The 23,357-nt window shown below is 64.8% G+C and carries 23 protein-coding genes; 8 read left to right on the forward strand and 15 right to left on the reverse strand.

Features of this window, described 5'->3' with window-relative positions; all coding sequences use genetic code 11:
• Window positions 1-79: 79 nt before the first annotated feature.
• A complete protein-coding gene (locus tag OHB26_RS08350; RefSeq protein WP_330183625.1) occupies window positions 80-1,342 on the forward strand; it encodes a glycosyltransferase 87 family protein in 1,263 nt (420 codons plus the stop codon).
• Window positions 1,343-1,614: 272 nt separating this feature from the next.
• Here OHB26_RS08350 and OHB26_RS08355 read toward each other — a convergent pair whose 3' ends face one another.
• The 5 genes from OHB26_RS08355 to OHB26_RS08375 form a co-directional block, all read right to left on the reverse strand.
• On the reverse strand, window positions 1,615-2,448 hold the full coding sequence (locus tag OHB26_RS08355) for a hypothetical protein (RefSeq protein WP_330183626.1): 834 nt from the start codon (window positions 2,446-2,448) through the stop codon (window positions 1,615-1,617).
• A gap of 11 nt (window positions 2,449-2,459) precedes the next feature.
• Complete coding sequence (locus OHB26_RS08360) at window positions 2,460-3,284, reverse strand: hypothetical protein (protein WP_330183627.1); 825 nt, start codon at window positions 3,282-3,284, stop codon at window positions 2,460-2,462.
• Window positions 3,281-3,601, reverse strand: a complete 321-nt coding sequence (locus OHB26_RS08365; RefSeq protein WP_330183628.1) for a type VII secretion target — start codon at window positions 3,599-3,601, stop codon at window positions 3,281-3,283. The genes OHB26_RS08360 and OHB26_RS08365 overlap by 4 nt, the downstream gene beginning before the upstream one ends.
• A 72-nt stretch (window positions 3,602-3,673) precedes the next feature.
• Window positions 3,674-3,883 (reverse strand): hypothetical protein, encoded by a 210-nt coding sequence (locus OHB26_RS08370; protein WP_330183629.1) that lies wholly within the window; start codon window positions 3,881-3,883, stop codon window positions 3,674-3,676.
• A gap of 24 nt (window positions 3,884-3,907) precedes the next feature.
• On the reverse strand, window positions 3,908-4,372 hold the full coding sequence (locus OHB26_RS08375; protein WP_330183630.1) for a DUF4254 domain-containing protein: 465 nt from the start codon (window positions 4,370-4,372) through the stop codon (window positions 3,908-3,910).
• A gap of 152 nt (window positions 4,373-4,524) precedes the next feature.
• Between OHB26_RS08375 and OHB26_RS08380 the strand changes: the two genes are divergently transcribed.
• Entirely contained in the window at window positions 4,525-5,439 is a 915-nt protein-coding gene (locus OHB26_RS08380) for a helix-turn-helix domain-containing protein (protein ID WP_330183631.1), read from the forward strand.
• The gene (locus tag OHB26_RS08385) at window positions 5,436-5,627 is read left to right on the forward strand and encodes a DUF397 domain-containing protein (RefSeq protein ID WP_330183632.1); all 192 of its coding nucleotides are present in this window, start codon (window positions 5,436-5,438) and stop codon (window positions 5,625-5,627) included. The genes OHB26_RS08380 and OHB26_RS08385 overlap by 4 nt, the downstream gene beginning before the upstream one ends.
• A gap of 306 nt (window positions 5,628-5,933) precedes the next feature.
• On the opposite strand, the gene OHB26_RS08390 is transcribed toward OHB26_RS08385, so the two are convergent.
• Both OHB26_RS08390 and OHB26_RS08395 read right to left on the reverse strand, forming a co-directional pair.
• Window positions 5,934-7,430 carry an HNH endonuclease signature motif containing protein gene (locus tag OHB26_RS08390; protein ID WP_330183633.1) on the reverse strand — a complete coding sequence of 499 codons (1,497 nt, stop codon included), beginning with the start codon at window positions 7,428-7,430 and terminating at the stop codon, window positions 5,934-5,936.
• 140 nt (window positions 7,431-7,570) lie between these two features.
• A complete protein-coding gene (locus OHB26_RS08395; RefSeq protein WP_330183634.1) occupies window positions 7,571-8,890 on the reverse strand; it encodes a M18 family aminopeptidase in 1,320 nt (439 codons plus the stop codon).
• Window positions 8,891-9,105: 215 nt separating this feature from the next.
• Between OHB26_RS08395 and OHB26_RS08400 the strand changes: the two genes are divergently transcribed.
• Complete coding sequence (locus tag OHB26_RS08400) at window positions 9,106-10,167, forward strand: ABC transporter substrate-binding protein (RefSeq protein WP_330183635.1); 1,062 nt, start codon at window positions 9,106-9,108, stop codon at window positions 10,165-10,167.
• A gap of 104 nt (window positions 10,168-10,271) precedes the next feature.
• Here OHB26_RS08400 and OHB26_RS08405 read toward each other — a convergent pair whose 3' ends face one another.
• Complete coding sequence (locus OHB26_RS08405; protein WP_330183636.1) at window positions 10,272-10,709, reverse strand: MarR family winged helix-turn-helix transcriptional regulator; 438 nt, start codon at window positions 10,707-10,709, stop codon at window positions 10,272-10,274.
• A 43-nt stretch (window positions 10,710-10,752) separates the two neighbouring features.
• Here OHB26_RS08405 and OHB26_RS08410 point away from each other — a divergent pair, with 43 nt between their 5' ends.
• The gene (locus OHB26_RS08410; protein ID WP_330183637.1) at window positions 10,753-11,841 is read left to right on the forward strand and encodes a substrate-binding domain-containing protein; all 1,089 of its coding nucleotides are present in this window, start codon (window positions 10,753-10,755) and stop codon (window positions 11,839-11,841) included.
• A 131-nt stretch (window positions 11,842-11,972) separates the two neighbouring features.
• Here the strand turns inward: OHB26_RS08410 and purQ are convergent, their stop codons facing one another.
• Together purQ and purS are read right to left on the reverse strand one after the other, a co-directional pair.
• Entirely contained in the window at window positions 11,973-12,650 is a 678-nt protein-coding gene (gene purQ / locus OHB26_RS08415; RefSeq protein ID WP_067568440.1) for a phosphoribosylformylglycinamidine synthase subunit PurQ, read from the reverse strand.
• Window positions 12,647-12,880: a phosphoribosylformylglycinamidine synthase subunit PurS gene (gene purS / locus OHB26_RS08420; RefSeq protein ID WP_330183638.1), complete on the reverse strand. Its 234-nt coding sequence runs from the start codon at window positions 12,878-12,880 to the stop codon at window positions 12,647-12,649. The genes purQ and purS overlap by 4 nt, the downstream gene beginning before the upstream one ends.
• Before the next feature lie 182 nt (window positions 12,881-13,062).
• Between purS and OHB26_RS08425 the strand changes: the two genes are divergently transcribed.
• Window positions 13,063-13,707 carry an MBL fold metallo-hydrolase gene (locus tag OHB26_RS08425; RefSeq protein WP_330183639.1) on the forward strand — a complete coding sequence of 215 codons (645 nt, stop codon included), beginning with the start codon at window positions 13,063-13,065 and terminating at the stop codon, window positions 13,705-13,707.
• A gap of 120 nt (window positions 13,708-13,827) precedes the next feature.
• On the opposite strand, the gene OHB26_RS08430 is transcribed toward OHB26_RS08425, so the two are convergent.
• Genes OHB26_RS08430 through OHB26_RS08445 form a run of 4 tightly spaced genes read right to left on the reverse strand, consistent with a single transcriptional unit; the run spans window position 13,828 to window position 18,024 of the window.
• Window positions 13,828-15,186 carry a dipeptidase gene (locus tag OHB26_RS08430; RefSeq protein WP_330183640.1) on the reverse strand — a complete coding sequence of 453 codons (1,359 nt, stop codon included), beginning with the start codon at window positions 15,184-15,186 and terminating at the stop codon, window positions 13,828-13,830.
• A gap of 13 nt (window positions 15,187-15,199) precedes the next feature.
• Entirely contained in the window at window positions 15,200-15,664 is a 465-nt protein-coding gene (locus OHB26_RS08435) for a hypothetical protein (RefSeq protein WP_330183641.1), read from the reverse strand.
• Window positions 15,661-17,091, reverse strand: a complete 1,431-nt coding sequence (locus OHB26_RS08440) for an APC family permease (RefSeq protein ID WP_330183642.1) — start codon at window positions 17,089-17,091, stop codon at window positions 15,661-15,663. Before OHB26_RS08440 ends, OHB26_RS08435 begins: the two co-directional genes overlap by 4 nt.
• A 21-nt stretch (window positions 17,092-17,112) precedes the next feature.
• Entirely contained in the window at window positions 17,113-18,024 is a 912-nt protein-coding gene (locus tag OHB26_RS08445; protein WP_330183643.1) for a glutaminase, read from the reverse strand.
• A gap of 44 nt (window positions 18,025-18,068) precedes the next feature.
• Between OHB26_RS08445 and OHB26_RS08450 the strand changes: the two genes are divergently transcribed.
• Window positions 18,069-19,490 carry a glutamate decarboxylase gene (locus OHB26_RS08450; RefSeq protein WP_330183644.1) on the forward strand — a complete coding sequence of 474 codons (1,422 nt, stop codon included), beginning with the start codon at window positions 18,069-18,071 and terminating at the stop codon, window positions 19,488-19,490.
• Complete coding sequence (locus OHB26_RS08455) at window positions 19,490-21,010, forward strand: amino acid permease (protein WP_330183645.1); 1,521 nt, start codon at window positions 19,490-19,492, stop codon at window positions 21,008-21,010. Before OHB26_RS08450 ends, OHB26_RS08455 begins: the two co-directional genes overlap by 1 nt.
• A gap of 53 nt (window positions 21,011-21,063) precedes the next feature.
• On the opposite strand, the gene OHB26_RS08460 is transcribed toward OHB26_RS08455, so the two are convergent.
• Entirely contained in the window at window positions 21,064-23,226 is a 2,163-nt protein-coding gene (locus OHB26_RS08460; RefSeq protein ID WP_330183646.1) for a S9 family peptidase, read from the reverse strand.
• Between the last annotated feature and the right edge of the window lie 131 nt (window positions 23,227-23,357).

The following is a 23,357-nucleotide window of genomic DNA, read 5'->3' on the forward strand; positions in this document are numbered from 1 at the left end:
GGGAGGGAAGAAGCGAGACTTCGGGGCCGCGAACCCGCCGTAGCGGAGCGAAGGCAAAAGGCAGAGCTAGTCTGTCCCGGTGAACGAACGATCCGGGCTGGCGGATCCGGCGGAGAAGCCCACGAGTGCACCGCGGGGTTCTTCGCTGACTCGGCAGCAGAAGAAGCTGCTCGTTATCGCGGTCGCGCTGTTCGTGGTGTCCGCTCTCGTGAGCTATTTCGCGCACTTCTGGCACGGGTACATCGATCTACAGGTGTACCGCAATGGCGCGCGGGCCTGGCTGGACGACAAGGATCTGTACGGTCCGATGCCGCCGGTGTACGGGCTCGGATTGCCGTTCACCTATCCGCCTTTGGCGGCGCTGTTCTTCGCGCCGCTGGCGCTCATGCCGCTGGCGCTCTCGGAGTGGGCGGTGCTGATCGTCTCGATCCTCTCGCTCGCCATCACGCTGTGGGTGGTGCTGGATCGGCTGCGGCCGCAGCTGGCGCGGGCGAATCGGCTGGCCATCGTGATCGGTGCGCTCGCCATCCTGCAATTGGCCGAGCCGATCCGCCAGACCTACGGGTTCGGGCAGATCAACCTGGTGCTGATGGCCGCGATCACGCTGGATTGCCTGGCGCGCAAGCCTTTCTGGCCGCGCGGCATGCTGATCGGTATCGCGGTGTCGGTGAAGTTGACGCCCGGCGGATATCTGCTCTACTTCCTGCTGCGCAAGGATTGGAAGGGCGCGGCCACGCTGGTGCTCTCCACCATCGGCGCGGTGGCGGTGGGTTTCGCGCTCTTCCCGCACGATTCGGTGCAGTACTGGTTCCACACGCTCTCCGATACCGGGCGGATCGGTCCGCCCTGGTACGCGGGTAATCAGTCGCTGAAGGGTTTCGCGTACCGGTTGGGTGTCTCGGATTCGGCGGCGACGCTGATCTGGGTGCTGCTGTCGGTGCTGGCCGTGGCGCTGGCCGCGATCTGGATGAAGCGGCTCATCTCGGTGGGCGCGGACGCGGCGGCGCTGATGGTGAACGCCGGTGCGGTACTGCTGGTTTCGCCGGTGTCCTGGTCGCATCACTGGGTGTGGATCGCGCCGGTGCTGATCGTGGTGGCCGATGCCATCGCCAATGGCCGCCGCAGCCCGGCGTTCCTGGGTGCGACGGGTCTGGCGGTCATCCTGTTCGCCATCGGCCCGCAGTGGCTGCTGCCGCACGACCGTGACCGCGAGCTCACCTGGGCGTGGTGGCAACAGATCATCGGCAGCAGCTACGTGCTGTTCACCCTGGCGCTGTTCGTGGTGGCGGTGCTGACGTATCACCCGCGGCCGAAGGAAGACTCCGAGCGCGTCGCCGCGTAAGTCGTTACGTCCTTGGCATTTCGGCGTGCGGGATAGCGGGCGATCTCACGATCACGGTGGCGCGCGAACCGACCACGTCTGTTCGCCGTGCCACTCTTCGTAACTCACCGCGTTCGTGAAGCCGGTGGCAGCGTCGGTGTCCGAATCATCGCGTTCGGCTGAACCGTCAGCCGATGCAACCTCCGAAGGCTCATCTCCGGACTGAGATTCCACAGGTTCGGCGGCAGGCATCCGCAGCGCTGCCAGAATCTCGGGCGGCAGTTTCGGGGAACTCATTTGCCGGTACCGGTCGGATGTTCGGCGTCGGCGGGCCAGCCGGGGTAGGGGTCGAGAGTCGGCAGGTGGGCCGGATAGAACGTCACCGTGGTCGTCGCAAGCTGTTCGGGTGGAACCGGATTGACAGGCAGTGCGGCGCACGGATCTTGGTAGGGCTTGCTAGCTCGAGCAGCCCACCAACTGCTGTTCACCTCAATCGATTCCGCCGACCAGTCACCGAATACATCGGTTGTCGGATAGCGGGCCGGACCCTGACCCAATGCGGTCAGTTTCGGCGTTTCGTCTTGCGGGGCAAGCAGTTTCATCTTGACGGCCTGCGGTGCGAGAGCCGGTTCGAACAGCGACCGGTACTTGATGCTGGGAGAGCTCAGGCTGATGCTGAGGCCGTTGAACCAGACGCAAGCCAATGCATCCACCGAGCGCGGTGCACGAGCGTCGGATGATTTTTGCAGCGAAACGATTTCGGCGTAGGCGGTGCCGTGAACCGGACCCCAGGCATCGAGATTGCTTACGCTCCAAGCGTTGTAGAGGAAGTTGTCCTGGTCCCCGATAGCGGGGTCTACAGCGCGGGTATATCCGGGATAGGTGTACTTCCCTATGTCACGTTTCGTGGTCGTCTGCGTAATCGATGCGATGAGTGCGGACTCGATGACGGCACGCGTGACGATCGCGGCATCGGAGGTGAGATCCACTCCGGTTGCGGCCGTCCAGCGATAGTTGTACTGCACGTTCTCGGGAAGCTGGTATTTCGCGGGCGCATGATCGGTCGAACACCCGGTGAGCAGGCAGGCGGAAAGAACGGCACCGATCAGGCGGGCGTGCGATCGCATCGTGTCAGTTCTCATTTCGGGAGTTCGTTCGGGCTGTGTCCGAGGGTCCAGCTGGCGTCGTAATTGGCCAGATTGGGTAGGAAGTTCCGCATGGCGCTGTCGAATTCGGTCAGTGTCGTTTGCGGGTTCTTTCCGGCGATCTCCTCCAGCGACTTCAGTTTGCCGGTTGTCTGGTCGAAGTATTGACCGACATTCGGGTCCGACCGGAAATCGTGCTGCCCGGACGCCTGGGACATCCCGGCGAGGATGCTGTGGTAGCGCTGGCTGGGGTTGGCGTCCGAGGTGAGGTCGACCGTGACATGGGAATCCGGGACCGAGCCCAGCAGCCACATCTTGACCTCCGGTGACCCTGACTTCACCGCGAGCTCCAACATGTCGCTGCCGATGACGGGCATACGTTTGGAGACGAACGCGGTTCCTTCGCGAACCGAATCGAATAGCGCGGTTTGCTCCTTGCCCTGCGCCGTCGCATCGAGATTGCGCACCGCGAATTCGGCCTGCATACCGTCCCGGGCAGTCTGGTCGATCCGTCCAGCCCACTCGGCCACGCGGTAGTTGTGACTGCTCGAGCCGGACCCTTCGGTCAGTCCGAACTGCTGGTTCAGTTCGGAGACGGCCGCATACGCCGCACTGTTGAACCGCATTTGCGAACGTTCTCGCTCGGAGCGGTGCTCCGCGCCGTTGCGGCCGTCCCCGGACCAGTTCATGCCGTCGATGGTCTTGTGCATATCGTCGGCGGCATCCCGGATGCCCTTGGCGATCAACTCGGCTTTGGGAGCCACCGATCCCATATCGACATTCCAGAACATCACCTGGTCCGGGGTGGGAACCTTCACGCCCCGGCCCCGGAGTTGAAGTCGCCGAGGGCATCGAACCTGGCCGCCGAGTCCTGATCGGATCCGTGGTAGGTGTCGGCGGATTCGCGCAGCACGGCGGCGAACTCCTGATAGCGGCCGCTGACGATGGGGATCGCCTTGGCGCGCACCGCTTCTATCCGATCCAACTCCGGGCCGGTATCGGAGCCCTGCATGAACGATCCCAGCGTCCCCAGCACGCCGGAGGCGGTATCGATGACCGGCAACTTCCCGACCGCTCCGACGATGCCGTCGAATGTGTTCGCCGCGTCCCGCAATTCCTCTGGAGAAACCTGCATTTCGCCCCCGGTTCACATTGGGTTCAAGCCCCGTATTGTTCGTCGCCCACCCTACGAAAATACCCCTGGATATTACCAGAGACGCTCTGCCACAGCCGGTTTCGACGCAATGGGTTTGGGTGGCAGTTGTCGGCGTTCATTCTCCAGGCGGGAGGTTATGGCGGCGACGGTCCAGCCTTCGGCGGCTGGAGGGCGGTGCTGGGTGGAGAGCTGGGTTGTCAACCAGACCAGGAGGCTTCCGGCGGTGAGGCCGAGGAGGAAGGGCAGCCATACTGCGGTCATTGGGCACCTCTTTCTGGGGCGAACTCAAAACTGTTGGTGTTGAAGGTCTTCCAGGAGCGGGGCGATGTAGTCGGGGATGCGGCGGGTGCGGAGATTGAGGTCGTGGGAGAGGTCGGCGTAGGCGAGGGAGAGTTCGGCCAGCCGTTTCCAGGTGTAGTGCAAACTGCATTCGCGGGCCGGGGCGCCCAGGGCGGTGCGGGCGGCGACCGAGAATTGAGCCAGGCGGTCCACGACCATGCCCACCGTTTCGGTGTGCAGGGCCGCCGCGGCGTAGGGACGTGGGAGTTCGCGGGCAATCCAACAGTCCACCTCGTGAACCAACTTCGCACGAGCACAGTCGATTTCGATGACCTCGGCCGGATCGGCGGACTGGCGAGCTTCGAAGAGACTGGCCAGTTCGTAAGCCGCCTCCAGGAGGGGATGCGGTAGCGCGACCCTGCCCGCACAGGCTTCCAGGAGTAGATCCTTCGATGGCAGGTAGGTCGTCATCCGTTGCTCCCCTCGGCATTTCGCGTTCGCTACTTCAGTAGACATCCAAATTCCATGAAAAGGAATGTCCAGACCAGTAATTCGATAAAATCAACTAGTAACCCAGTATGGGGCATCCAATCTGGAGCATCCCCGATAGCGAGGCTAACAAAATGGCTGGATCCACGCTTCCACTCAGAGCTCTCGGTCGACTGCTTCGCGCACACCGAATACGCACGGGGAAAAGCCAATTGGCCGCTGGTTTGCATATCGAAATATCGCCGCAGACCCTCGGCCGACTGGAGGATGGACAGAAGATAAAGATATCGACCGTCCAGATTGCTTCACTGCTCGACTATTACGGAATCGTTGAACCCAGCGCGGAGCGCACCGAGGCACTCGGGCTCTGGGAAGAGGTGAAGCAGGAGATACGCGCGACGAAACTCAACCAGTCATCGGCCGGTTGGTGGCGGGCGTATTCCGATCAGTATGCCAACCACTTCGACCACTATCTGTCGCTCGAGGCCACCGCCCGGCGCGTGACGATCTTCCATCTCGCACTGATCCCCGGCCTGTTGCAGCATCCCGACTATCGACGCGCCATGATCCGGATCGGCTTCCCGGACTTGTCGGCGGTCGACGTGGAACGGCGACTCGAACTGGCGGCGCGCAGGCAGGCGATGCTCGTCGATCGAGCCGACAGCTTCAGCATGAAATGTCTACTGTCGGAAGCGGTTCTGAGGCACAGGCCCGGGGGGCGGAAGGTGATGGCGACGCAGTCACGTCACCTCGCAGACCTGGCCACGCGGCCCAATATCTCTCTTCAGATCGTGCCGCTCGACGGCGACGATCACCCGGGGTTCGTGGTCCAGTCATTCACGCTGCTCGAATTCCCGCCACTGCAAAGCCGCAATCTGACCGAACCACCGGTCGTCTACGTCGAGGGCTATGAAGGCGCGCTCTATCTCGAACAGAGCAGCGTCATCGACCGACATCGGCAGGCGATAGCCGGAATCGAGCGGGTAGCGTTGAGTGAAAGCGATACCAGGCAACTATTTTCGAGGGTCGCAGAGGAGTGCGAGGCGTGATCGATCTATCCGACGCCCGATGGTTCAAGTCCAGTAAGAGCCCGAACGCGGACACCTGTGTTGAGATCGCTCATCTCGCGGCCGGAGCGGTCGGGGTGCGGGACTCGAAGGACTCGGCGGGACCGGCGCTGGTGTTCTCCGGCGAGCAGTGGGATCGCTTCCTCGCCAGTGGGATTTGGCTGGGCTGAAAGGGGGTTTCTCGTGCTGGGTGGGGCTTGCGGCGCGGATGCTTTGCGGGCCGGGTTCGGTTGAGGAAGTGCATGCGGAAAAGAAGAGGTGTGGGAACCTCGCCTGCCGTACCCGGCTGTCGCTCCCCCATCAGGTGGGTGGGTGGCAGTACCTGACGGGGAGACTGGCTGTGGTCCCGTTTCGGGACACAACCCGAAGCGATAAGAACCCCAAAGACCAAGAGCCGGAATGACATAGGGCCTGCACGGCAACACCCGTGGCACCGGCAGTGGAAACCTGCGGTGTCACGGGCCGGGCGGCCACGGCTATTCGGTTGTGGGCGGTGGGGTGCAGCGGCGTCGGTTGAGCCACTCCTTCAGGCGTTGTCGCTCAACCTCGTTGCGGGATTGGATACGGGAGACGGTCGCGGCCATCAACTCACCCGGATGGTGTCGGTGGTTCACCTGCGGTATCCCCGACGGGTTCATGTGGGGTGGGGCGATCCAGCCGGTACGGCCCGGGAACTCGCTGTCCGCACCGAGTTTCACCGTCTTCCAACCACCCGGACCGTCGTGGACCAGGGCATGGCAGCTATCGCACGCCAGGGTGAGATTCTCGATATCGGTGCGCCCACCCTTCGACCATTCGGTGACGTGATGCACGGCGGCCAGGGTCGCCGGGGCGGTGCAGTTGGGGCGAGTGCAACCTTTTTCGGCGGCGATCAACGCCAAACGCTGCGCCTTGCTCGCCAACCGGCGATTGCTGCCACGACCCAAGTGCAGTGGCATACCGGCCGCGTCGAACACCGCCAGGTATTGGGTGGAGTTCGCGGCGAGCTCTATCGCTTCGCCGATGGACAGGGTGCCACCGGTGGCGGTGGTCGCCACCCCGGAGCGGTTCTCCAGATCGGTCAGGCTCATCGTCAGGATCGTTCCGACCGGCAGACCGCGGTGGGTGCCCAGGATGGCGGGGTCGGCTTCGTAGCGCAGGAAGGCCAGCATCGCATCGTGATTGCGCTGGGCGGCGGTGCGGGTGTCACGCTTCGCGGCGGCTTCGAGGCGTTCGCGGTCGACGGATTCGGCGGTGGTGCGCGGGCTCTCGGGATCCTCCGGACTACACATGCCCGGACGCGCCAGCTTGGCCAACACCGGTTCGAACACCGCACGCAACTCGGGCGTGATCTCCCCGATCAACGCGGACATGCCATCCACCCGTTGCGTGCCGACGGTAAGGCCACGCATGCGCTGCCGGTCGGTGTCACCGCAGAGTTTGCCGTCGGGATCGACCCGACGCAGGATGTCCTCGCCCAGTTTGCGCACATCATCAGGCCAGCCGGTGCTCGCGTACTGGGTCAGATGTGCCTCGGCTGCTTCTCGCAGGTCGATATCGAGACTGCCGGGCAGACGCTCCATGGCTTGCAGGATCCGGGTGACGTGATCTGCGGAGATATCGCCCGCGCGCTGCGCTTCGGCGACCACGGGCAGTTCCGGTTCCAACACCTGCCCCGCCACGCGGCGCACCGCGAGCTTGTCCGCGACCCGCACCCTCCTGCACGCGTCCGCACGAGACAGCCGCAGTGACTGCTCCAGATACAGCGCCGGAGAGTTCACGTTCGCCTTGCCATGCAAATCGCGGCGGCGAGTTTCATCGACGAATCCGGTTTTGGCGGCATCCAATTGCCGCGTGACCTTTTCCGTCTCACACATCACCGCAGCGAACTCGTCATCGGACAGCGGAAGCGGGGACGCCGCGAGCAGGGCGTCCGCCGCAGCGCGCAGCGCCAGAACGGCGACTACGATTGCGGTTTCTCCCCCGGATCCCATAGCTTTATTCTACCGTAACAGAACAGCACCGAACAGCTCAATTCCCTTGTGATACAAGGCTATTCAGACTCTCTTTCTTTTCATCTTCGTCTTTCTTCTTGTCTTCTTTTCTTCTCGTCCGGGCGTCTTTGTCTTTGTTCTCAGCGCGAGGTTTCCGGGGTGAGGAAGGCCGCCAGCGCCGCCGCGTAGGCGGGAACGTCTGCCGCACCCATCATTTCGCGAGCGGAGTGCATGGCGAGTTGGGCCGCGCCGACATCGACGGTGGGCATGCCGGTGCGGGCCGCGGTCATCGGTCCGATGGTGGAGCCGCACGGCAGATCGGCACGATGCACGTAGCGCTGTAGCGGCACATCGGCTTGCGCGCAGGCCAGGGCGAAGGCGCCCGCGCCCGCGGCATCGGTGGCATAGCGCAGGTTCTGGTTGACTTTGAGCACCGGTCCGCCATTCACCTCGATGCGGTGCATGGGTTCGTGCCGATCCGGGTAGTTCGGATGCGTCGCGTGCGCCATATCGCCGGACGCGCAGACCGATCCGGCCAGGGCGGCCAGGTATTCGGCCCGCCCGCCGCCTCGGGTCAGCACGATGCGCTCCAAAACCGTGGGCAGCAGCCCGGACTGGGCCCCGCGATCGGATTGGCTGCCGACCTCCTCGTGATCGAACATGGCGAGCACCGGTACGGCCGCACCGGGTTCGGCGACGGCCGCCAGGAATGCCCGCAGCCCGGCGTAGCAGGTGCCCTGGTTGTCCAGTCGCGGTGCGCTGATCAGATCCAGGTCGCGGCCGATCAGCTTGGACGGCACCAGATCATGGGTCATGAGTTCCCAGCCCAGCACCGCACCGGTTTCGATGCCGGAGCGTTCGGCGATGAAGGCCAGGAACGAGCGCGGTTCCCCGCCGATCCCCCACACCGCGTTCACATGCCGCTGCGGGTCCAGGGTCACCCCGCGCCGATCCTCGGAGAGATGGATGGCCAGCTGCGGTACCCGCAGGATCGGTTCGTCGATGCGAATCAGTCGCTCCCGCACCACATTTCCGTCGCGTACCGAGAGCCGTCCGGAGATGCCGAGGTCGCGGTCCAGCCACGAGTTGAGCCAGGCCCCGCCGTAGGGCTCCAGCCCGACCATCTGCCAGCCCGCCACCGCGGTGTCGGGATGCTGTTTGACCCGCAGATTCGGGCTGTCGGTATGCGCGCCGACGACTCGGAACGGGGTGGCCTGCCCGGTGCGGAATCCGGTGGGCGCACCCGGTCCGCCGTCGGCCCAGGCGACCAGGGAGCCGCCGCGCACCACGTAGTAGCGGCCCGCGCTATTGGAGGGCCAGGGCGCGGACTCCGACAACCGGGTGAAACCGTGGTCGTCGAGTTCGGCGGCGACGGTGCGGCAGACGTGGAACGGCGAGGGTGAGGCGTCGATGAATTCGCACAGTCCGGCGGCGGTCGCGGTGGTCTCGGCAACGGGCATGACTGCGATCCTAAGCATTCACTATTCAGTTTCCGCAGAGAGCCGCCCTATCCCATGCCCGCTCGGTGTGGCGGCGATGGGCATATTGCCTGGTATTCGGATTGGGCTGGGAAATAGAGGATTTCGCGGAAAGAATTCCCAGCACCCGGCCTACAATCGACGCGGAGATCCCGGAGCCGGGATCCGTCCGTCCCACGGCAGCAGGGGTGGCGGCCATGCGAGCCACGAATCCTCCGGGTGCGCGATTCGAGGTCCTGCACATCGCACCGCTGCAGGGGCACGCCGGTGTGTACGGACCCTCCTGTGAGGCATTGGCCCAGCTGGCGCTCGACGAGATCAATTCAGACACCGGCATTCTGGGCCGTGAACTCTGCCTGACCCTGGTCGACGGCGGTGTCGAACCCGAACGGCTGGGCGCGGAGGTGTCCGCTCTGCTGTCCACCGGTCTGGTCCAGGCGATCACCGGAAGCCCCACTGCCGCCGGGCGAATGGCGGTGATGCGCGCGGCGGCCGGGCGGGTGCCGTGCGTCTTCGGAATCGGACATGACGGTTTGGCCCCGTCCCAATCCGGCACCTTCATGATCGGCGAACATCCGGGCGCGCTCACCTACACGACCATGCGCTGGCTGAATCGCGAATACGGCCTGCGCAATTGGGCCATTCTGACCAGCGACTATCGCTGGGCGCTACGTATGTCGGCGCGATTGCGGCGGCGCCTGACCGCACCGCACCGGGTGGTCGGGGAGTTCGTCCTGCCGATGGGGACGCGGGAATTCACCGGGGTGCTCACCGATCCGCGGCTGGAGGCGGCGGACGGGGTGCTGCTCTTCCTGATTCCGGGTGACGCGGTGCGCTTCAATCGGGCGTTCACCGAATCCGGGCGGGCCGCACGGCAGGTCCGGCTGGGGCCGTCCTTCGATGAGAACATCCTGCTCGCGGGTGGTCCGGGGGCGAACGCGAACGTGTTCGTGGCCTCGAGCACGCTGGCCGATCCGGCGACCGACCGCGAATTGCGGGAGCGGTATCTGCGCACGCGTAATGACTTCGCGCCCGCTTTCGGGCGGTTCGCGTACGGCTCCTACCTGTCCGTGCAGGCCCTGCGGGCCATGGTGGAAGCGGTTGGGGCGCCGTCGATTCCGGATATCCACGCGGCGCTGCGAGAGCGGTCGGTGCTGACCGGACCGGCCGGAGAGTTCCGGTTCTGGGACGATCAGATCCTGCGGCCGGTGCGCATAGCCCATGCCGAGGGTGTGATTCTCACGGTGCTGACCGCGTGATTCTCACGGTGCTGACCGCGTGATTCTCACGGTGCTGACCGCGTGATTCTCACGGTGCTGACCGCGTGATTCTCACGGTGCTGACCGCGTGATTCTCACGGTGCTCACTGCGCGAACGGTACGTCCGAGACGCGTTCGAGCAGGCGCAGTAGCTCCAGATAGTCTCCGCCGCCGAGGCGGCGGCGTAGCTCGGCCTCGGCGCGCATCTCCTCGGTGCGCACCTCGTCCACCAACTCCACACCGCGGCGGCTCAGGCCGATGAGAATGCGGCGGCGGTCATCGGAGGCGGCGACGCGGAAGATGAGTCCGCGCTCGGCCAGATGGTCGGCGTGCCGGGTGGCGGAGGAGGGCGGGAGTTGCGCGCGGGCGGCGAGCTCACTCATGGTGATGCCGGTATCGGAGGAGAGATTGGACAGCATGCACCATTGGTCGGCGGTCAACCGCCTGGCGCACAGCGCGGCGTCGAGGTGACGAAGCCAACTGCGTTCCGCGGCCCGCAGCGCCCCATGCAGTGTGGAAATCCCACCTAGAATTGTCGCCATATTCCCGCCCGTCAAATTCACTTGAACGAGGAGAGGGTATCCGATGACCTCGTTCCGCGGGAGCCCCGAGAACAGTATCGAGATCCTGAACATAGTGCCGCTACAAGGGCCCGGCGGTATCTTCGCACCCTCCTGTGAGGCCGCCATTTCATTGGCGGTCGAAGAAATCAACAGGGGCACAGGAATTCTCGGGCGGGAATTACGCGCCACCCACATTGACGGCGGCCGCGAGCCCGGCGAGGTGGCCCTGGAGGTTTCCGCACTGCTGGCCACGGGAATGGTGCACGCCATCACCGGCTGGCATACCTCGGCGGTGCGGCGGGCGGTGACGCGGGTGAACGCGGGGCGGGTGCCGTATCTGTTCGCGACCGATCATGAGGGTTTGGATGAGCGGCCGCCGGGATTGTTCCTGGTGGGATCGGATCCGGGGCGGCAGTTGCTGCCCGCGCTGCGCTGGCTGCGGCGCGAGTTCGGGGCGCGGCGGTGGGCGATCATCGGCAATGACTATGTGTGGCCGCGGCGGACCGCGGAGGTGGTGCGGGCGGAGTTGGCCGAGCGCGGGGCGCTGTCGCTGGAGGAGTTCGTACCGCTGGAACGATTCGTTCCGTTCGGCGCGGATTTCGAGGGGTTTCTGAGTGATCCGCGATTGGATCGCGCGGATGGGGTGATCGTGTTGCTGGTGGGTGCGGATGTGGCGCGGTTTAACCGACAATTCGCCCAAATCGGACGCGATGAAAGGCAATTGCGCGTGAGCCCCGCGGTCGATGACAACGTGTTGCTCGCGGGCGGGGCCAAGGCCAACCGGAATCTGTATGTGCCATCCAGCTTCTTCGTGAATGGTCCCGCCGGCCGCGAACGCGCCGAACGCTATCGGCGACTGCACGGCGACTTCGCGCCCAAGCTCACCAACTTCAGCAATACCGAGTACGAGGCGATCCGCACGCTCTGCGCCATGGCCAAGGCGGCCGGATCATTGGATGTGCGCCGCCTACACGAGGTGGTCGGCGAACTGGGATCTCTCGAAACATCCACGGGCGCAATCGGATTCGACGGCAATCAGGTGCTGTTCCCGAGCTATATCGCGCGCGCCGAGGGCGTGGAATTCGAGGTCCTGGACCGGCTCTGCGCCTGAGAAAACCTCGTCAACGCAGAAAACCCCGTCGTCCCGGCGCGCTTCTTGGCCGGGATCCACTGTGTCGCTGTGGATCCCGGCCAAAAGCATGCCGGGACGACGGGGTTGATCGAGCCGGAATGACGGAGAGGTCAGGCCGAGACCAGCGCGTCCAGCACGGACAGGAACATGCCCAGCCCGTCATCGCTGGGTCCGGTGAGCGCCTCGGTGGCGTGCTCCGGATGCGGCATGAGCCCGACCACGCGACCGTTCGCGGAGCTGATGCCCGCGATACCGCGCTGCGAACCGTTCGGATTGTCGCCGGAGTAGCGGAAGACCACGCGGCCCTCGCCTTCCAGCTCGTCCAGCACCGGCGCGGACGCCTGGTAGCGGCCCTCACCGGACTTGAGCGGCACCAGGATCTGCGCACCGGGCTCGTACCGGGAGGTCCACGCGGTATTCGCGGCCTCGACGGTCAGCCACTGGTCGCGGCAGATGAAGTGCAGGCCCTCATTGCGGGTGAGCACACCCGGCAGCAGTCCGGCCTCGCACAGGATCTGGAAGCCGTTGCAGATGCCCAGGGTCGGCAGGCCGGAGCCCGCCGCCTCGATGACCTTCTCCATGACCGGCGCGAACCGGGCGATGGCGCCGGTGCGCAGGTAGTCGCCGTAGGAGAAGCCGCCGGGCACGATGACCGCGTCGACACCCTTCAGATCGGCGTCCCCGTGCCAGAGGCTGACCGCCTCGGCCCCGGCGAGCTTGACCGCGCGGGCGGCGTCGACATCGTCCAGGGTGCCCGGGAAGGTGATGACTCCGATGCGTGCGGTCACAGCCGGACGACCTTCCAGTCCTCGATGACGGTGTTGGCGAGCAGCGATTCGGCGATCTGCTCGAGCTCGGATTCGCTGACGTCGTCGGCGACCTCGAGCTCGAATCGCTTGCCCTGCCGCACCTCCGAGATCCCGGGGTGACCCAGGCGCCCCAGCGCGCCGACAATGGCCTGACCCTGCGGATCCAGGATTTCGGCCTTCGGCATCACCTCGACCACGACACGTGCCACGCGTTGCTCCTCAGCTGGTGGGGCGGGCCCGGACGACCGTGTTCCACACAGTGCGGCCGAGCGGGGGTTTCGCTGATCAGCGTAGTTGGCGCGGCTGGAACACCCACGACCGGGTGGAACCCCCGTGGCACACGCCACAACCACCGTGGTGCGCATCCGGGTGCGGGACTACCGTGGCAGGCATGCGCATTGCCCATTTCGGACATTCCTGCATCTTGGTGGAGTTGAACGGCGCGAAGATTCTGTTCGATCCCGGCAACTTCTCACACGGGTTCGAAGGGATCACCGGGTTGGACGCGATCGCCGTCACCCATCAGCATCCCGATCACATCTGCCCGAATCGCATCGAGGCGCTCATCGACGCCAATCCGCAGGCGCGGCTGCTGAGCGATCCGCAGACCGCCCAGCAGCGCGGTGAACCGTGGGAGGCGGTGCATGCGGGGAATGTGCTCAAGGTCAAGGATGTCCAGATCACCGGCGGTGGCGGCCGGCATGCGGTGATCCACCCGGAGATCCCGGTCATCGACAACACCGTATTCCAGCTGGGCACCCCGGACGATCCCGCACAGCTGGTGCATCCGGGTGATTCGCTCTGGGTGCCGCCGGTCCCGGTGGGCGTCCTGGCCCTCCCGGCGGCCGCACCGTGGATGCGGATCAGCGAAGCGGTGGACTATCTGCGCGCGGTGAATCCGACGACGGCGTTCCCCATTCACTTCGGCATCATCGAACCGGCCGCCCAGGGCATCTATTTCGGCCGCTTCAACGAAATGTCCCCCGCCAATACCGAATTCAAGGTGATTCAGGCGGAGGACCACGCCGACTTCTAGGCCGCTGCCCCCATTTTTCAGGGCTTGCGATTCAGCGTCCCCATTGTGTCGATAGGGAATTCAGTTACTCGGACATCGACCCCATAGCGCTGAATCGCCGCCCGCACCATCGGTCTCGAGCTACTTGGCGTAGGACGCCAAGAACAGAGCCTCGGCCAGCGCCATATGCTCGATCTCGGAGGGATCCACGCTCTCGTTCGGAGCGTGGATCAGGCATTTCGGTTCCTCGACGCCCATCAGCATGATCTCCGCATTCGGATAGGTGTCGGCGAAGACATTGCAGAGCGGGATGGAACCGCCCTGACCTTCGGTGGTGGCCGCACGGCCGTAGGACGCGGCGAAGGCGGCTTCCATCGCCTTGCGGGCGGGTCCGTCGGTCGCGGCGCGGAAGGGTGAGCCGGTGGCCTCGGTCTCGATGGTGACCTCGGCATGCCAGGGCGTATGCGATTCCAGGTGCGCGGTAAGGGCTTTCAGCGCGTCCTGCGGTTCCACGCCGGGCGGGATGCGCAGGTTGAGGCGGGCCCGGGCTTTGGGCTGGATGGCGGCCGAGGAGCCGACCACCGGGGGCACATCCATACCCAGCACCGTGAGAGCCGGTCGCGCCCAGACCATATCGGAGACGGTGCCGCCGCCGACGATATCCACACCGTCGAGCACATTGGCGTCGGCGCGGAATTGGTTCTCCGGGTACTGCACCCCATCCCACTTCTGATCATTGGGGAGGCCGTCGACGGTGGTGTTGCCGTCCGCGTCGCGCAGGCTGGCCAGGACGTGGATGAGCGCGGCGAGGGCATCGGGCGCGGGTCCGCCGAACATACCGGAATGCAGTGGCCCATCGAGGGTTTCGATGGTGACGAGCACATTCACATTGCCGCGCAGGGTCTGGGTGAAGGTGGGCACGCCGACCGCGAAATTGCCGCAGTCGCAGATGAGCAGCGTGTCCGACCGCAGCAGGTCCACATTCTTCGGAACGAACGCCTCGAGGCCACCGGTGCCCTGCTCCTCCGAGCCCTCGGCAACCAGGGTGATACCCACGGGGTACTTGTCCCCCAACACTTTTCGCAGCGCCCGCAGCGCGGTCAGGTGCGTGACGATATTGCCTTTACAGTCCGCGCTACCGCGCCCGTACCAGCGCCCGTCCGCTTGCTCGGTCAGTTCCCAGACCGGCGTCTGCCAGGCATCGTCACCGAGCGGCGGCTGCACATCGTAGTGGCAGTACAGCATGACCGTCGGCGCACCGGGCGGCGCGGGATAGCGCGCGATCACCGCATTGCTGCCATCCGGCGTCTCGTGCAAACCCACATCCGTAAGCCCCTCGGCGGCAAAGGCATCCGCGACCCACTGTGCGGCCTTCACACACTCCTCGACCGGGAACTGCCGGGCGTCGTAGACGGATTTGTACGAAACCAATTCGGTCAGATCGGTTTTCGCGCGCGGCATGAGTTCGCGCACGGCGGTGCGCAGGGCGTCTTCGGTCATTACCTCTCCTCCATCAGCGATCGCTCTTGACTGTGTCACCCTTGCGCAGTGTTCCGGTCTCTTCCAGATAGGCGGCAAGCCGGTCGGGACAGTAGATCTCGATGGCGAGCGCGGTCGCGGTGAAGATCTGGGCGTCGGCGATGACCGGCCGGCTCCCCGGCCCGCTGGCCCCATTGCTGATGGACGCCTGATACCTGGCCTTGATGAGTGGCGAACTCGGATCCGAACAGACCAGGCCGCCGTCCTCGCCGAGCGAATCCGCGATCACCCGCGGATCGGGTGCGGCCAATCCCTCCTCCAGTAACCGAGATTGGAGTACTTGCGCCTTGCGCAGCGCCGCATCGCTGTCGCGGTCCTCCCGGAAGATGATCACCCCGGCCACCGCGATGGCCACCAGTACCACCGCCACCGACCAGTAGACGATCCGCCGGGATCGCGCGGAGGCCCCTTCCAGCTGTTCGATCTCGACCTCGGTCATGCCAGCGCCTCCTCGGGGACCGCGATCTTCCAGCCCGGTTTGCGGAACTTGAAGAACAGGAACGGAATCAGCAGGCCGACCACGCCCATACCGAGCCCGATGAGCAGCACATATCCGAGCGCCCCTCCGCTGCCGTACTGCGAGGGCGGTACGAAGCCGATGAGGAACGCCGCGATGGACGAGACCGTCCCGAGCCCGCAGAGTGCGATGAGCGCGGGCGCGCGATACCCGCGCGGATGATCGGGTTGCTTGCGCCGCAACTGGATAGCCGCGGCGAACATGAGCACGTACATGATCAGATACACCTGTGTGGTGATCACCGACAGAATCCAGTACGCACTGGAGACATCCGGAATGAAGGCATAGAGCAGGGCCAGCAGCGTGGTCACCACACCCTGCGCGACCAGCATGTTCTGTTGCACCCCATGCTTGTTCACCCGGGTCAGGACGGGCGGCAGATACCCCTCCTTGCGCCCGATGAGCAGCAGCCCCTTGGACGGTCCGGCCAGCCAGGTGAGCATGCCGCCCAGCGCCGCCGCCACCAGCATGACGCCCAGAATCGGTGTCAGGAAACCGATGTGGAAGTGATTGAAGAAACCGTCGAACGCCTGCATGACACCGGCGGTCAGGCTCAGATTCTGCGACGGCACCACCCAGCTGATCACCACGGCGGGCACGATGAAGATGACCAGCACCAGGGCCACCGCCAGCGCCATGGCCTTCGGATACTCCTTCCCCGGATCCTGCAGCGTGGATACGTGCACCGCGTTCATCTCCATGCCCGCATAGGACAGGAAGTTGTTGACGATGAGCACCAGGCTGGCCAGTCCGGTCCAGGCGGGCAGCAGATGCCCGGCATCCATGGGCGCGGCCGACGGATTGCCCTGCGCCAGGAAGACCAGGCCGAGCACCACCAGCAGCACACCCGGGATCAGCGTGCCGATGATCAGCCCCATACTCGACAGTCCCGCAACGGTTTTGGTGCCCTGCGAGGAGACGAATACGCCCGCCCAATAGATGACGATGATGACGATGGCCACATAGGTGCCGTCGGCCGCCAGCGACGGATTGATGATGTAGGCGAAAGTGCTTGCCACATAGGCCAATAGGCTCGGATAGTAGAAGATGGTCATGGCGAACTGACACCACACCGCCAGGAACCCCATGGGCTGGGACAGCCCCTCACCGACCCACTTGTACACCCCGCCAGCCCATCCCGAGGCCAGCTCGGCTGCGACGAAAGCCGTCGGCAGCAGGAACAACAGCGCGGGCAGCAGGTACAGGAATACACACGCCAGCCCGTACACGGCCATGGTGGGCGAGGAGCGCAGACTCGCCACCGAGCTGGTGGTCATGAGCGCCAGGGTCACCCACGAGATGTATTTGGTGGCAGTACCTTTCGCGACCGTAGTGGTCGTGCTTGCCATGATCCGCCTCCCGTTGGTTCGTCAGAACACCGAGAACCCGGTGGCGCGCGCGAATGCCTCCAGCGCGACCCCACCGGTAACCGAATTACCCTTCGGGTCGAGGCCGGGGCCCCAGACAGCAATCGAGCAGCGATCGGGTACGACGGCCAGGATCGCGCCGCCGACCCCACTCTTGCACGGCAATCCGACCCGGTAGGCGAACTCACCCGCCGCGTCATAGGTGCCGCAGGTGGTCATGAGCGCGGTGAGATGGCGAGCATCCGCGCGTTCCAGCAAACGGCTGCCGTCGGCACGCAGGCCGTGCCGGGCGACCAGGAGTCCGGCCTTGGCCAACTCGGTACAGGTGATGTCGAACGAGCACTGCCGGAAATAGTGGTCCAGCGCCAACTCCACCGGATTGCGCATATTGCCGAAACTGGACATGAGATAGCCGATGGCGCGATTGCGTTCACCGCTGCGCAGTTCGGATTCGGCAATGACGCTGTCGACATCGAGGGCCCGGTTTCCGGTCTCGGCGCGGAAGAGATCCCGCAGTGCGGCAACGGCATCGCCGGTATCGAACAGCAATTGATCAGCTACCACAATTGCACCGGGGTTGATATACGGGTTACGCGGAATCCCCCGCTCCAACTCCAGCTCGATGAGGTCATTGAACGGCATACCCGAGGGCTCCCGCCGCACCCGATCCCAGATGACGGTGCCCTTGCGCGACAACACCAGCGCGAGCGCGAAAACCTTGGAAATACTCTCTATCGCAAAGGGAACCCCCACGTCACCATCGCCGTAGACCTGCCCTTCGGCGGTGGCGACGGCAATGCCGAACTGTTTGGGATCGACTGCGGCCAGACCCGGAATGTAATCGGCGACCGCACCTTCACCGATGTGTGGCGCTGCGGCGGACATCACCTGTCCTATGACATTCTGATAGTCCATGGAGCTGAATAGTAATCGTTCAGCAACCATCTCTGGGAGGCTAAATGAGCGGCAATCCGGAATCCGATGATCTCTTCGCCATGCCCGGCCTGCGCCGCAGCGCCCCCAAGGCCGGATTCCCGGTCGCCGAGATGTTCGCGCAGGTGGCGTACGAGATCGTGCATGACGAACTGATGCTCGACGGGGTCTCTCGAATGAATCTGGCGACCTTCTGCACCACCTGGATCGACGACCAGGCCCGCCGGCTCATGAACGAATCCCTCGACAAGAACATTGTCGACAAGGACGAATACCCGCAGACCGCCGAACTCGAACAGCGCTGTGTGCGTATGGTCGCCGACCTCTGGCACTCCCCCGATGCCATGAAGACCCTCGGCACCTCAACCACCGGCTCCAGCGAGGCCGCCATGCTCGGCGGGCTGGCCGCGAAATTCCGCTGGCGCAAGCGCGGTGGCACCGGCATCCCCAATTTCGTCTGCGGTCCGGTCCAGGTGTGCTGGGAGAAGTTCGCCCGCTACTTCGATGTGGAGATCCGGCAGATCCCGCTGCGCGGAGACAAACTCACCATGCACCCGGACGATGTGGCCGCCTACTGCGATGAGAACACCATCATGGTGGTGCCCACCTTCGGACAGACCTTCACCGGCCTGTTCGAGGACGTGGCCGGAATCAGTAGGGCCCTGGACGAACTGGAGCGCGAGACCGGACTCGACATCCCCATTCACGTCGATGCGGCGAGTGGTGGCTTCCTGGCCCCGTTCTGCGCGCCCGAGGTGGTGTGGGACTTCCGGCTGCCCCGGGTGAAATCCATCAATGCCTCCGGCCACAAGACCGGACTCGCCCCGCTGGGCGCGGGCTGGGCCATCTGGCGCACCGCCGCCGATCTGCCCAAGGAGCTCATCTTCAATGTCGATTATCTCGGCGGCTCCATGGCCACCTTCAATCTCAATTTCTCCCGGCCGGGTGGGCAGGTCATCACCCAGTACTACGACTTCATCCGGCTCGGCCGCACCGGCTACGCCCAGGTGCAGTACGAGATCTACCGTGCCGCACAGCATCTCGCGAACGGTCTGACCGATACCGGACTCTTCGAAATGATCCACGACGGCGATCCCAACCGCGGTATCACCGCCGTCTCGTGGAAATTGAAGGGCGAGCGCACCTTCAACCTCTACGACCTGTCCGACAAACTGCGCACCCGCGGCTGGCTCATCGCCGCGTATCCGCTGCCCGCCGACCGCGATGACGAGACCATCATGCGCGCGGTGCTGCGGCACGGTTTCACCCTCGATATGGCCGATCTGCTGCTCGCGGACCTCATGCGCTGCCTCAAGCAGCTCAACGCGCACCCGCTCACCACGTCGCTCACCCGGGAGGAGGCGGGCGGCTTCACCCACAATGCCACGCCCGCTGTGCCCACCGAGGACGCCGAGACCCACCCCGTCGCGGCGAAGGGTAAGAAGTAGTGGGCGGCGCGCATCGGGCGACTCCGGTCAGGTACCTCAGCGTCTCCGCGCTCGGATTCACCACCGCCGCATCGATTGTCACCTCGCTGCGCGGCCTGCCCATGATGGCCGAGGAAGAGTTGACGATGTTCTTCTACATCGGCTTCTCCACCCTCCTGTTCCTGATTCCGGCGGGACTCGTCGCCGCGGAACTGGGTAGCGCGTTCGGTAGGCAGGCCGGCGGTCTCTACGCCTGGATCAGCGGGGCCTTCGGGAAGAAGGTCGGCTTCTGGATCATCTTCCTGTCCTGGATTCAGGTGATCGTCTTCTATCCCACCGGTATGAGTTTCGCCGCGGCCGGTGTGGCCTTCGCCGCCGACCGGCCGGATCTGGCGAACAACCACATCTTCGTCGGCATCTTCGCGATCGCCGCGTTCTGGCTGTGCACGCTGGTGGCATTCGTCAGTAATCAGTTCGCGCTCAAGGTGACTCGTGCGGGCTTCCTGCTCGGGACGGCGCTGCCGGGACTGCTGCTGGTGGCGGTGTTCATCTGGTGGCTCAGCACCGGGCACTCCGTCGGCTGGGAGCACACCGCCGACCCCGCGGTCACCGAAGTGGTCGAGGGACATGATTCCCCGCGCTTCTTCCCGTATATCGCGGGCCTGTCCGGGCTGGCCTTCCTGGCGGGCATTCTGCTGAATTTCGCGGGCGTCGAGGCGCAGGGCGTGCACGCCATGGAGTTGAAGGATCCGGCCAAGGGATATCCCGCGGCCATCATGATCGCGGCCGTCACCGCGTTCGCCATCTTCACCCTGGGCGCGCTCGCGGTCGCGGGCATCGTGCCCTATAAGACGATGAACCTCAATACCGGTGTGTTCGACGCCTTTTCGATCGGCTTCACCGAGATGACGCACTCCGCCTGGCCGGTGCGCGTACTCGCCGCGCTGATCGCCTACGGCGCGCTCGCGGGCGTGCTCGCCTGGATCATGGGCCCCAGCCGCGGTGTGCTCGCCACCGCGCACGACGGCATGCTGCCGCCGATGCTGCAGCAGGTGAACAACCGTGGCGTACAGGTCAATATCCTGGTCATCCAGGGCGTCATCGTGACCGCGCTGTCCTCGATCTACCTGTTCATGGACGATGTCAGCTCGGCGTTCTTCCTGATCTCGGCCATGGCGGTGAGCCTGTACCTGATCATCTACATGTTCATGTACGCCGCCGCCATCCGGCTGCGCTACAGCCGGCCGGAGCTACCGCGCGCCTTCAAGATTCCGGGCGGCAAGGCCGGAATCTGGTTGTTCGCCGGAATCGGTTTCCTGGCGGTGGCTTTCGCGTTCGTGCTGGCGTTCGTGCCGCCGTCGCAACTGCCCATCGGCAATAAGGCGACCTATATCGGCCTGGTCGCGGGCGGCGCCATCGTGTTCAGCCTCATCCCGATGATCATCGAACGGATGAAGAAACCCTCCTGGATACCCTCGGATGCGGTGAAAGCGAAGGCGCTGGGGCCCAGCGCCGATCGCTCCCACCTCACGCACACGTAACCAGGTAGAAGGGTTCGGGGACTCGGTCCCCGAACCCCTTCTCATACCTGGGATCAGGCGTCGGCGAGCCCGACGGTGTCCAGCAGCCAGGCCCATTCGAAGGCGATTTCCTTCCACTTCTCATAGCGCCCGCTGACACCGCCGTGGCCCGCGGTCATCTCCGTCTTGAGCAGCACCTGGGAGTGACCGGTTTTGGTGGCGCGCAGTTTCGCGACCCACTTGGCCGGTTCCACGTACAGCACCCGGGTGTCATTGAGCCCGGTGATGGCCAGAATCGCCGGATAGTCCTGGGCCACCACATTCTCGTACGGCGCGTAGGTCTTCATGTAGTCGTAGACCTCCTTGTCCGCCAAGGGATTACCCCACTCGTCCCATTCGGTGACGGTGAGCGGCAGGGACGGATCCAGGATCGAGGTCAGCGGATCCACGAACGGCACACTGGTGAGAATGCCGCTGAACAGCTCCGGCGCCATATTCGCCACCGCGCCCATCAGCAGCCCGCCCGCGCTACCGCCGTCCGCCACCAGACGATCGGGCGCGGTCACCCCGGTATCGACCAAATGCTGTGCCACGGAGATGAAATCGGTGAAGGTGTTCTTCTTGCTGAGCATTTTGCCGTTGTCGTACCAGAGCCGGCCCATCTCGCCGCCGCCGCGCACATGCGCGACCGCGAACACCATGCCGCGATCCAGCAGCGACAGTCGCGGCACCGAGAAGTACGGGTCCATGGCCGCCTCGTAGGAGCCATAGCCGTACAGCAGCGTGGGTTTCGCACCCGCCGGCGCATCCTTACGCCGCACCAGCGAGATCGGCACCCGGGTGCCGTCCGCGGCGACCGCCCAATCCCGCTGCTGCACATAGTCTTCGGCCTTGTAGCCGCCGAGCACCACTTGCTCCTTGCGCAGGATCATCTCGCCGGTCTCGGGCAGATAATCGAAGACCTGGGTGGGCGTGATGAACGAGGTGACCCCGATGCGCAGCATGGGCTGCTCCCATTCGGGGTTACTGCTCAGCCCGGCGGAGAAGAGTGCGAGATCGAAGTCGATATCCTTCAACTCGCCGAAACCCTCGGAGGTCAACGGCCACACCGCGACTCGCGGCAGCGCCTCCCGGCGGTAGCCGAGCACCAGCTTGTCGGAGAAGGCGTCGATACTCTCCAGGCGCACATCGTCCCGGTGCGGAATGAGCACGGTCATATCGGCCGGATCGTGCAGCGGCGCGACCGCGAGTACGGAATTGACCGCCTTCACACCGTCGACCACATCGTTGTGCAGGATGAGCAGCTTGTCCTCGCCGCCGATCACCGCGTGCTCGGTGCCGTACTCCACGCCCTCGCGGCGCGGCAGAATGACGCGGAAGTCGCCTTCGGGGTTGTCCGCCTCCAGAATCCACTCTTCCGTGGTGATCTTGGAGCTGACCCCGATGACCAGGAATCGCTTGGAATGCGTCGCACCGATTCCGACCGAGAAGGCCGCGTCGGGCTCGTGGAACACCCGCACATCGGCAGACCGGTCGGTACCGATCCGGTGGCGCCACACACTGTCGGCGCGCCAGGCATCGTCCACCGTCTGATAGAAGATGTGCGTGCCATCCAGCGACCAGGTCGCGCCGTGCGCGATGCCGGAGATCTCCTCCGGAAGCAGTTCGCCGGTGCGCAAATCCTTGATGCGCAGGGTGAAGCGCTCATCGCCTTCGGTATCGACCGAATAGGCGAGCATGTCGCCCGCATCGGTCAGCGAGTAGGCGCCCAGGGCGAAGAAGTCGTACCCCTCGGCCAGCTCATTGGCGTCCAGCAGCACCTCTTCGCCCGGAATCTCGACTCCGGCCGCCAACTCCGGCGGATTCCAGTCGTCCTTGTCCGCGATGGGGCAGCGGCAGGCCACACCGTGCTGCTTACCCTCGAAGGTGCGCGAGAAGTACCAGTAGTCGCCCATTCGAGTGGGCAACGACAGATCGGTCTCCTGGGTACGGGCCTTGATTTCGTCGTAGATCTTCTCCCGCAGCGGCCGCAACTTCTCGGTCTGCGCCTCGGTATAGGCGTTCTCCGCCTCCAGATACGCGATGACCTCGGGGTCCTTCTTATCCCGCAGCCATTCGTACTCGTCGACGAAGACATCGCCGTGGTGCACACGCTCGCTCGGCACCCGCTTGGCAATCGGCGCGGTCACCACCGGGCCGGAATTCGATATCGCGCTACCACTGCTGTCCAGAGCCATAGGGACAACGTTAGTGGTGAGCCCGCTCCGGGGTCACTCCGGAGCGGCTCGACACTCTTGTTCTGCCCCGACGTCTGCTACGTCGCTGAGCTACCGCCGTCGCGTACGCGACGGGACCCGATGCCGGGCCT

The organism is Nocardia sp. NBC_01503, from assembly GCF_036327755.1.
Lineage (GTDB): Bacteria > Actinomycetota > Actinomycetes > Mycobacteriales > Mycobacteriaceae > Nocardia.

Excerpts from the sequence above, each read along its gene's own strand:
- OHB26_RS08400 (WP_330183635.1), top strand. The coding sequence starts at position 9,106 with ATGCGAGCCACGAATCCTCCGGGTGCGCGATTCGAGGTCCTGCACATC.
- OHB26_RS08430 (WP_330183640.1), bottom strand. The coding sequence starts at position 15,186 with ATGACCGAAGACGCCCTGCGCACCGCCGTGCGCGAACTCATGCCGCGC.
- OHB26_RS08410 (WP_330183637.1), top strand. The coding sequence starts at position 10,753 with ATGACCTCGTTCCGCGGGAGCCCCGAGAACAGTATCGAGATCCTGAAC.
- OHB26_RS08460 (WP_330183646.1), bottom strand. The coding sequence starts at position 23,226 with ATGGCTCTGGACAGCAGTGGTAGCGCGATATCGAATTCCGGCCCGGTG.
- OHB26_RS08435 (WP_330183641.1), bottom strand. The coding sequence starts at position 15,664 with ATGACCGAGGTCGAGATCGAACAGCTGGAAGGGGCCTCCGCGCGATCC.
- OHB26_RS08355 (WP_330183626.1), bottom strand. The coding sequence starts at position 2,448 with ATGCGATCGCACGCCCGCCTGATCGGTGCCGTTCTTTCCGCCTGCCTG.
- OHB26_RS08365 (WP_330183628.1), bottom strand. The coding sequence starts at position 3,601 with ATGCAGGTTTCTCCAGAGGAATTGCGGGACGCGGCGAACACATTCGAC.
- OHB26_RS08450 (WP_330183644.1), top strand. The coding sequence starts at position 18,069 with ATGAGCGGCAATCCGGAATCCGATGATCTCTTCGCCATGCCCGGCCTG.
- OHB26_RS08380 (WP_330183631.1), top strand. The coding sequence starts at position 4,525 with ATGGCTGGATCCACGCTTCCACTCAGAGCTCTCGGTCGACTGCTTCGC.
- OHB26_RS08370 (WP_330183629.1), bottom strand. The coding sequence starts at position 3,883 with ATGACCGCAGTATGGCTGCCCTTCCTCCTCGGCCTCACCGCCGGAAGC.
- OHB26_RS08445 (WP_330183643.1), bottom strand. The coding sequence starts at position 18,024 with ATGGACTATCAGAATGTCATAGGACAGGTGATGTCCGCCGCAGCGCCA.
- OHB26_RS08390 (WP_330183633.1), bottom strand. The coding sequence starts at position 7,430 with ATGGGATCCGGGGGAGAAACCGCAATCGTAGTCGCCGTTCTGGCGCTG.
- OHB26_RS08395 (WP_330183634.1), bottom strand. The coding sequence starts at position 8,890 with ATGCCCGTTGCCGAGACCACCGCGACCGCCGCCGGACTGTGCGAATTC.
- OHB26_RS08425 (WP_330183639.1), top strand. The coding sequence starts at position 13,063 with ATGCGCATTGCCCATTTCGGACATTCCTGCATCTTGGTGGAGTTGAAC.
- OHB26_RS08375 (WP_330183630.1), bottom strand. The coding sequence starts at position 4,372 with ATGACGACCTACCTGCCATCGAAGGATCTACTCCTGGAAGCCTGTGCG.
- OHB26_RS08405 (WP_330183636.1), bottom strand. The coding sequence starts at position 10,709 with ATGGCGACAATTCTAGGTGGGATTTCCACACTGCATGGGGCGCTGCGG.
- OHB26_RS08440 (WP_330183642.1), bottom strand. The coding sequence starts at position 17,091 with ATGGCAAGCACGACCACTACGGTCGCGAAAGGTACTGCCACCAAATAC.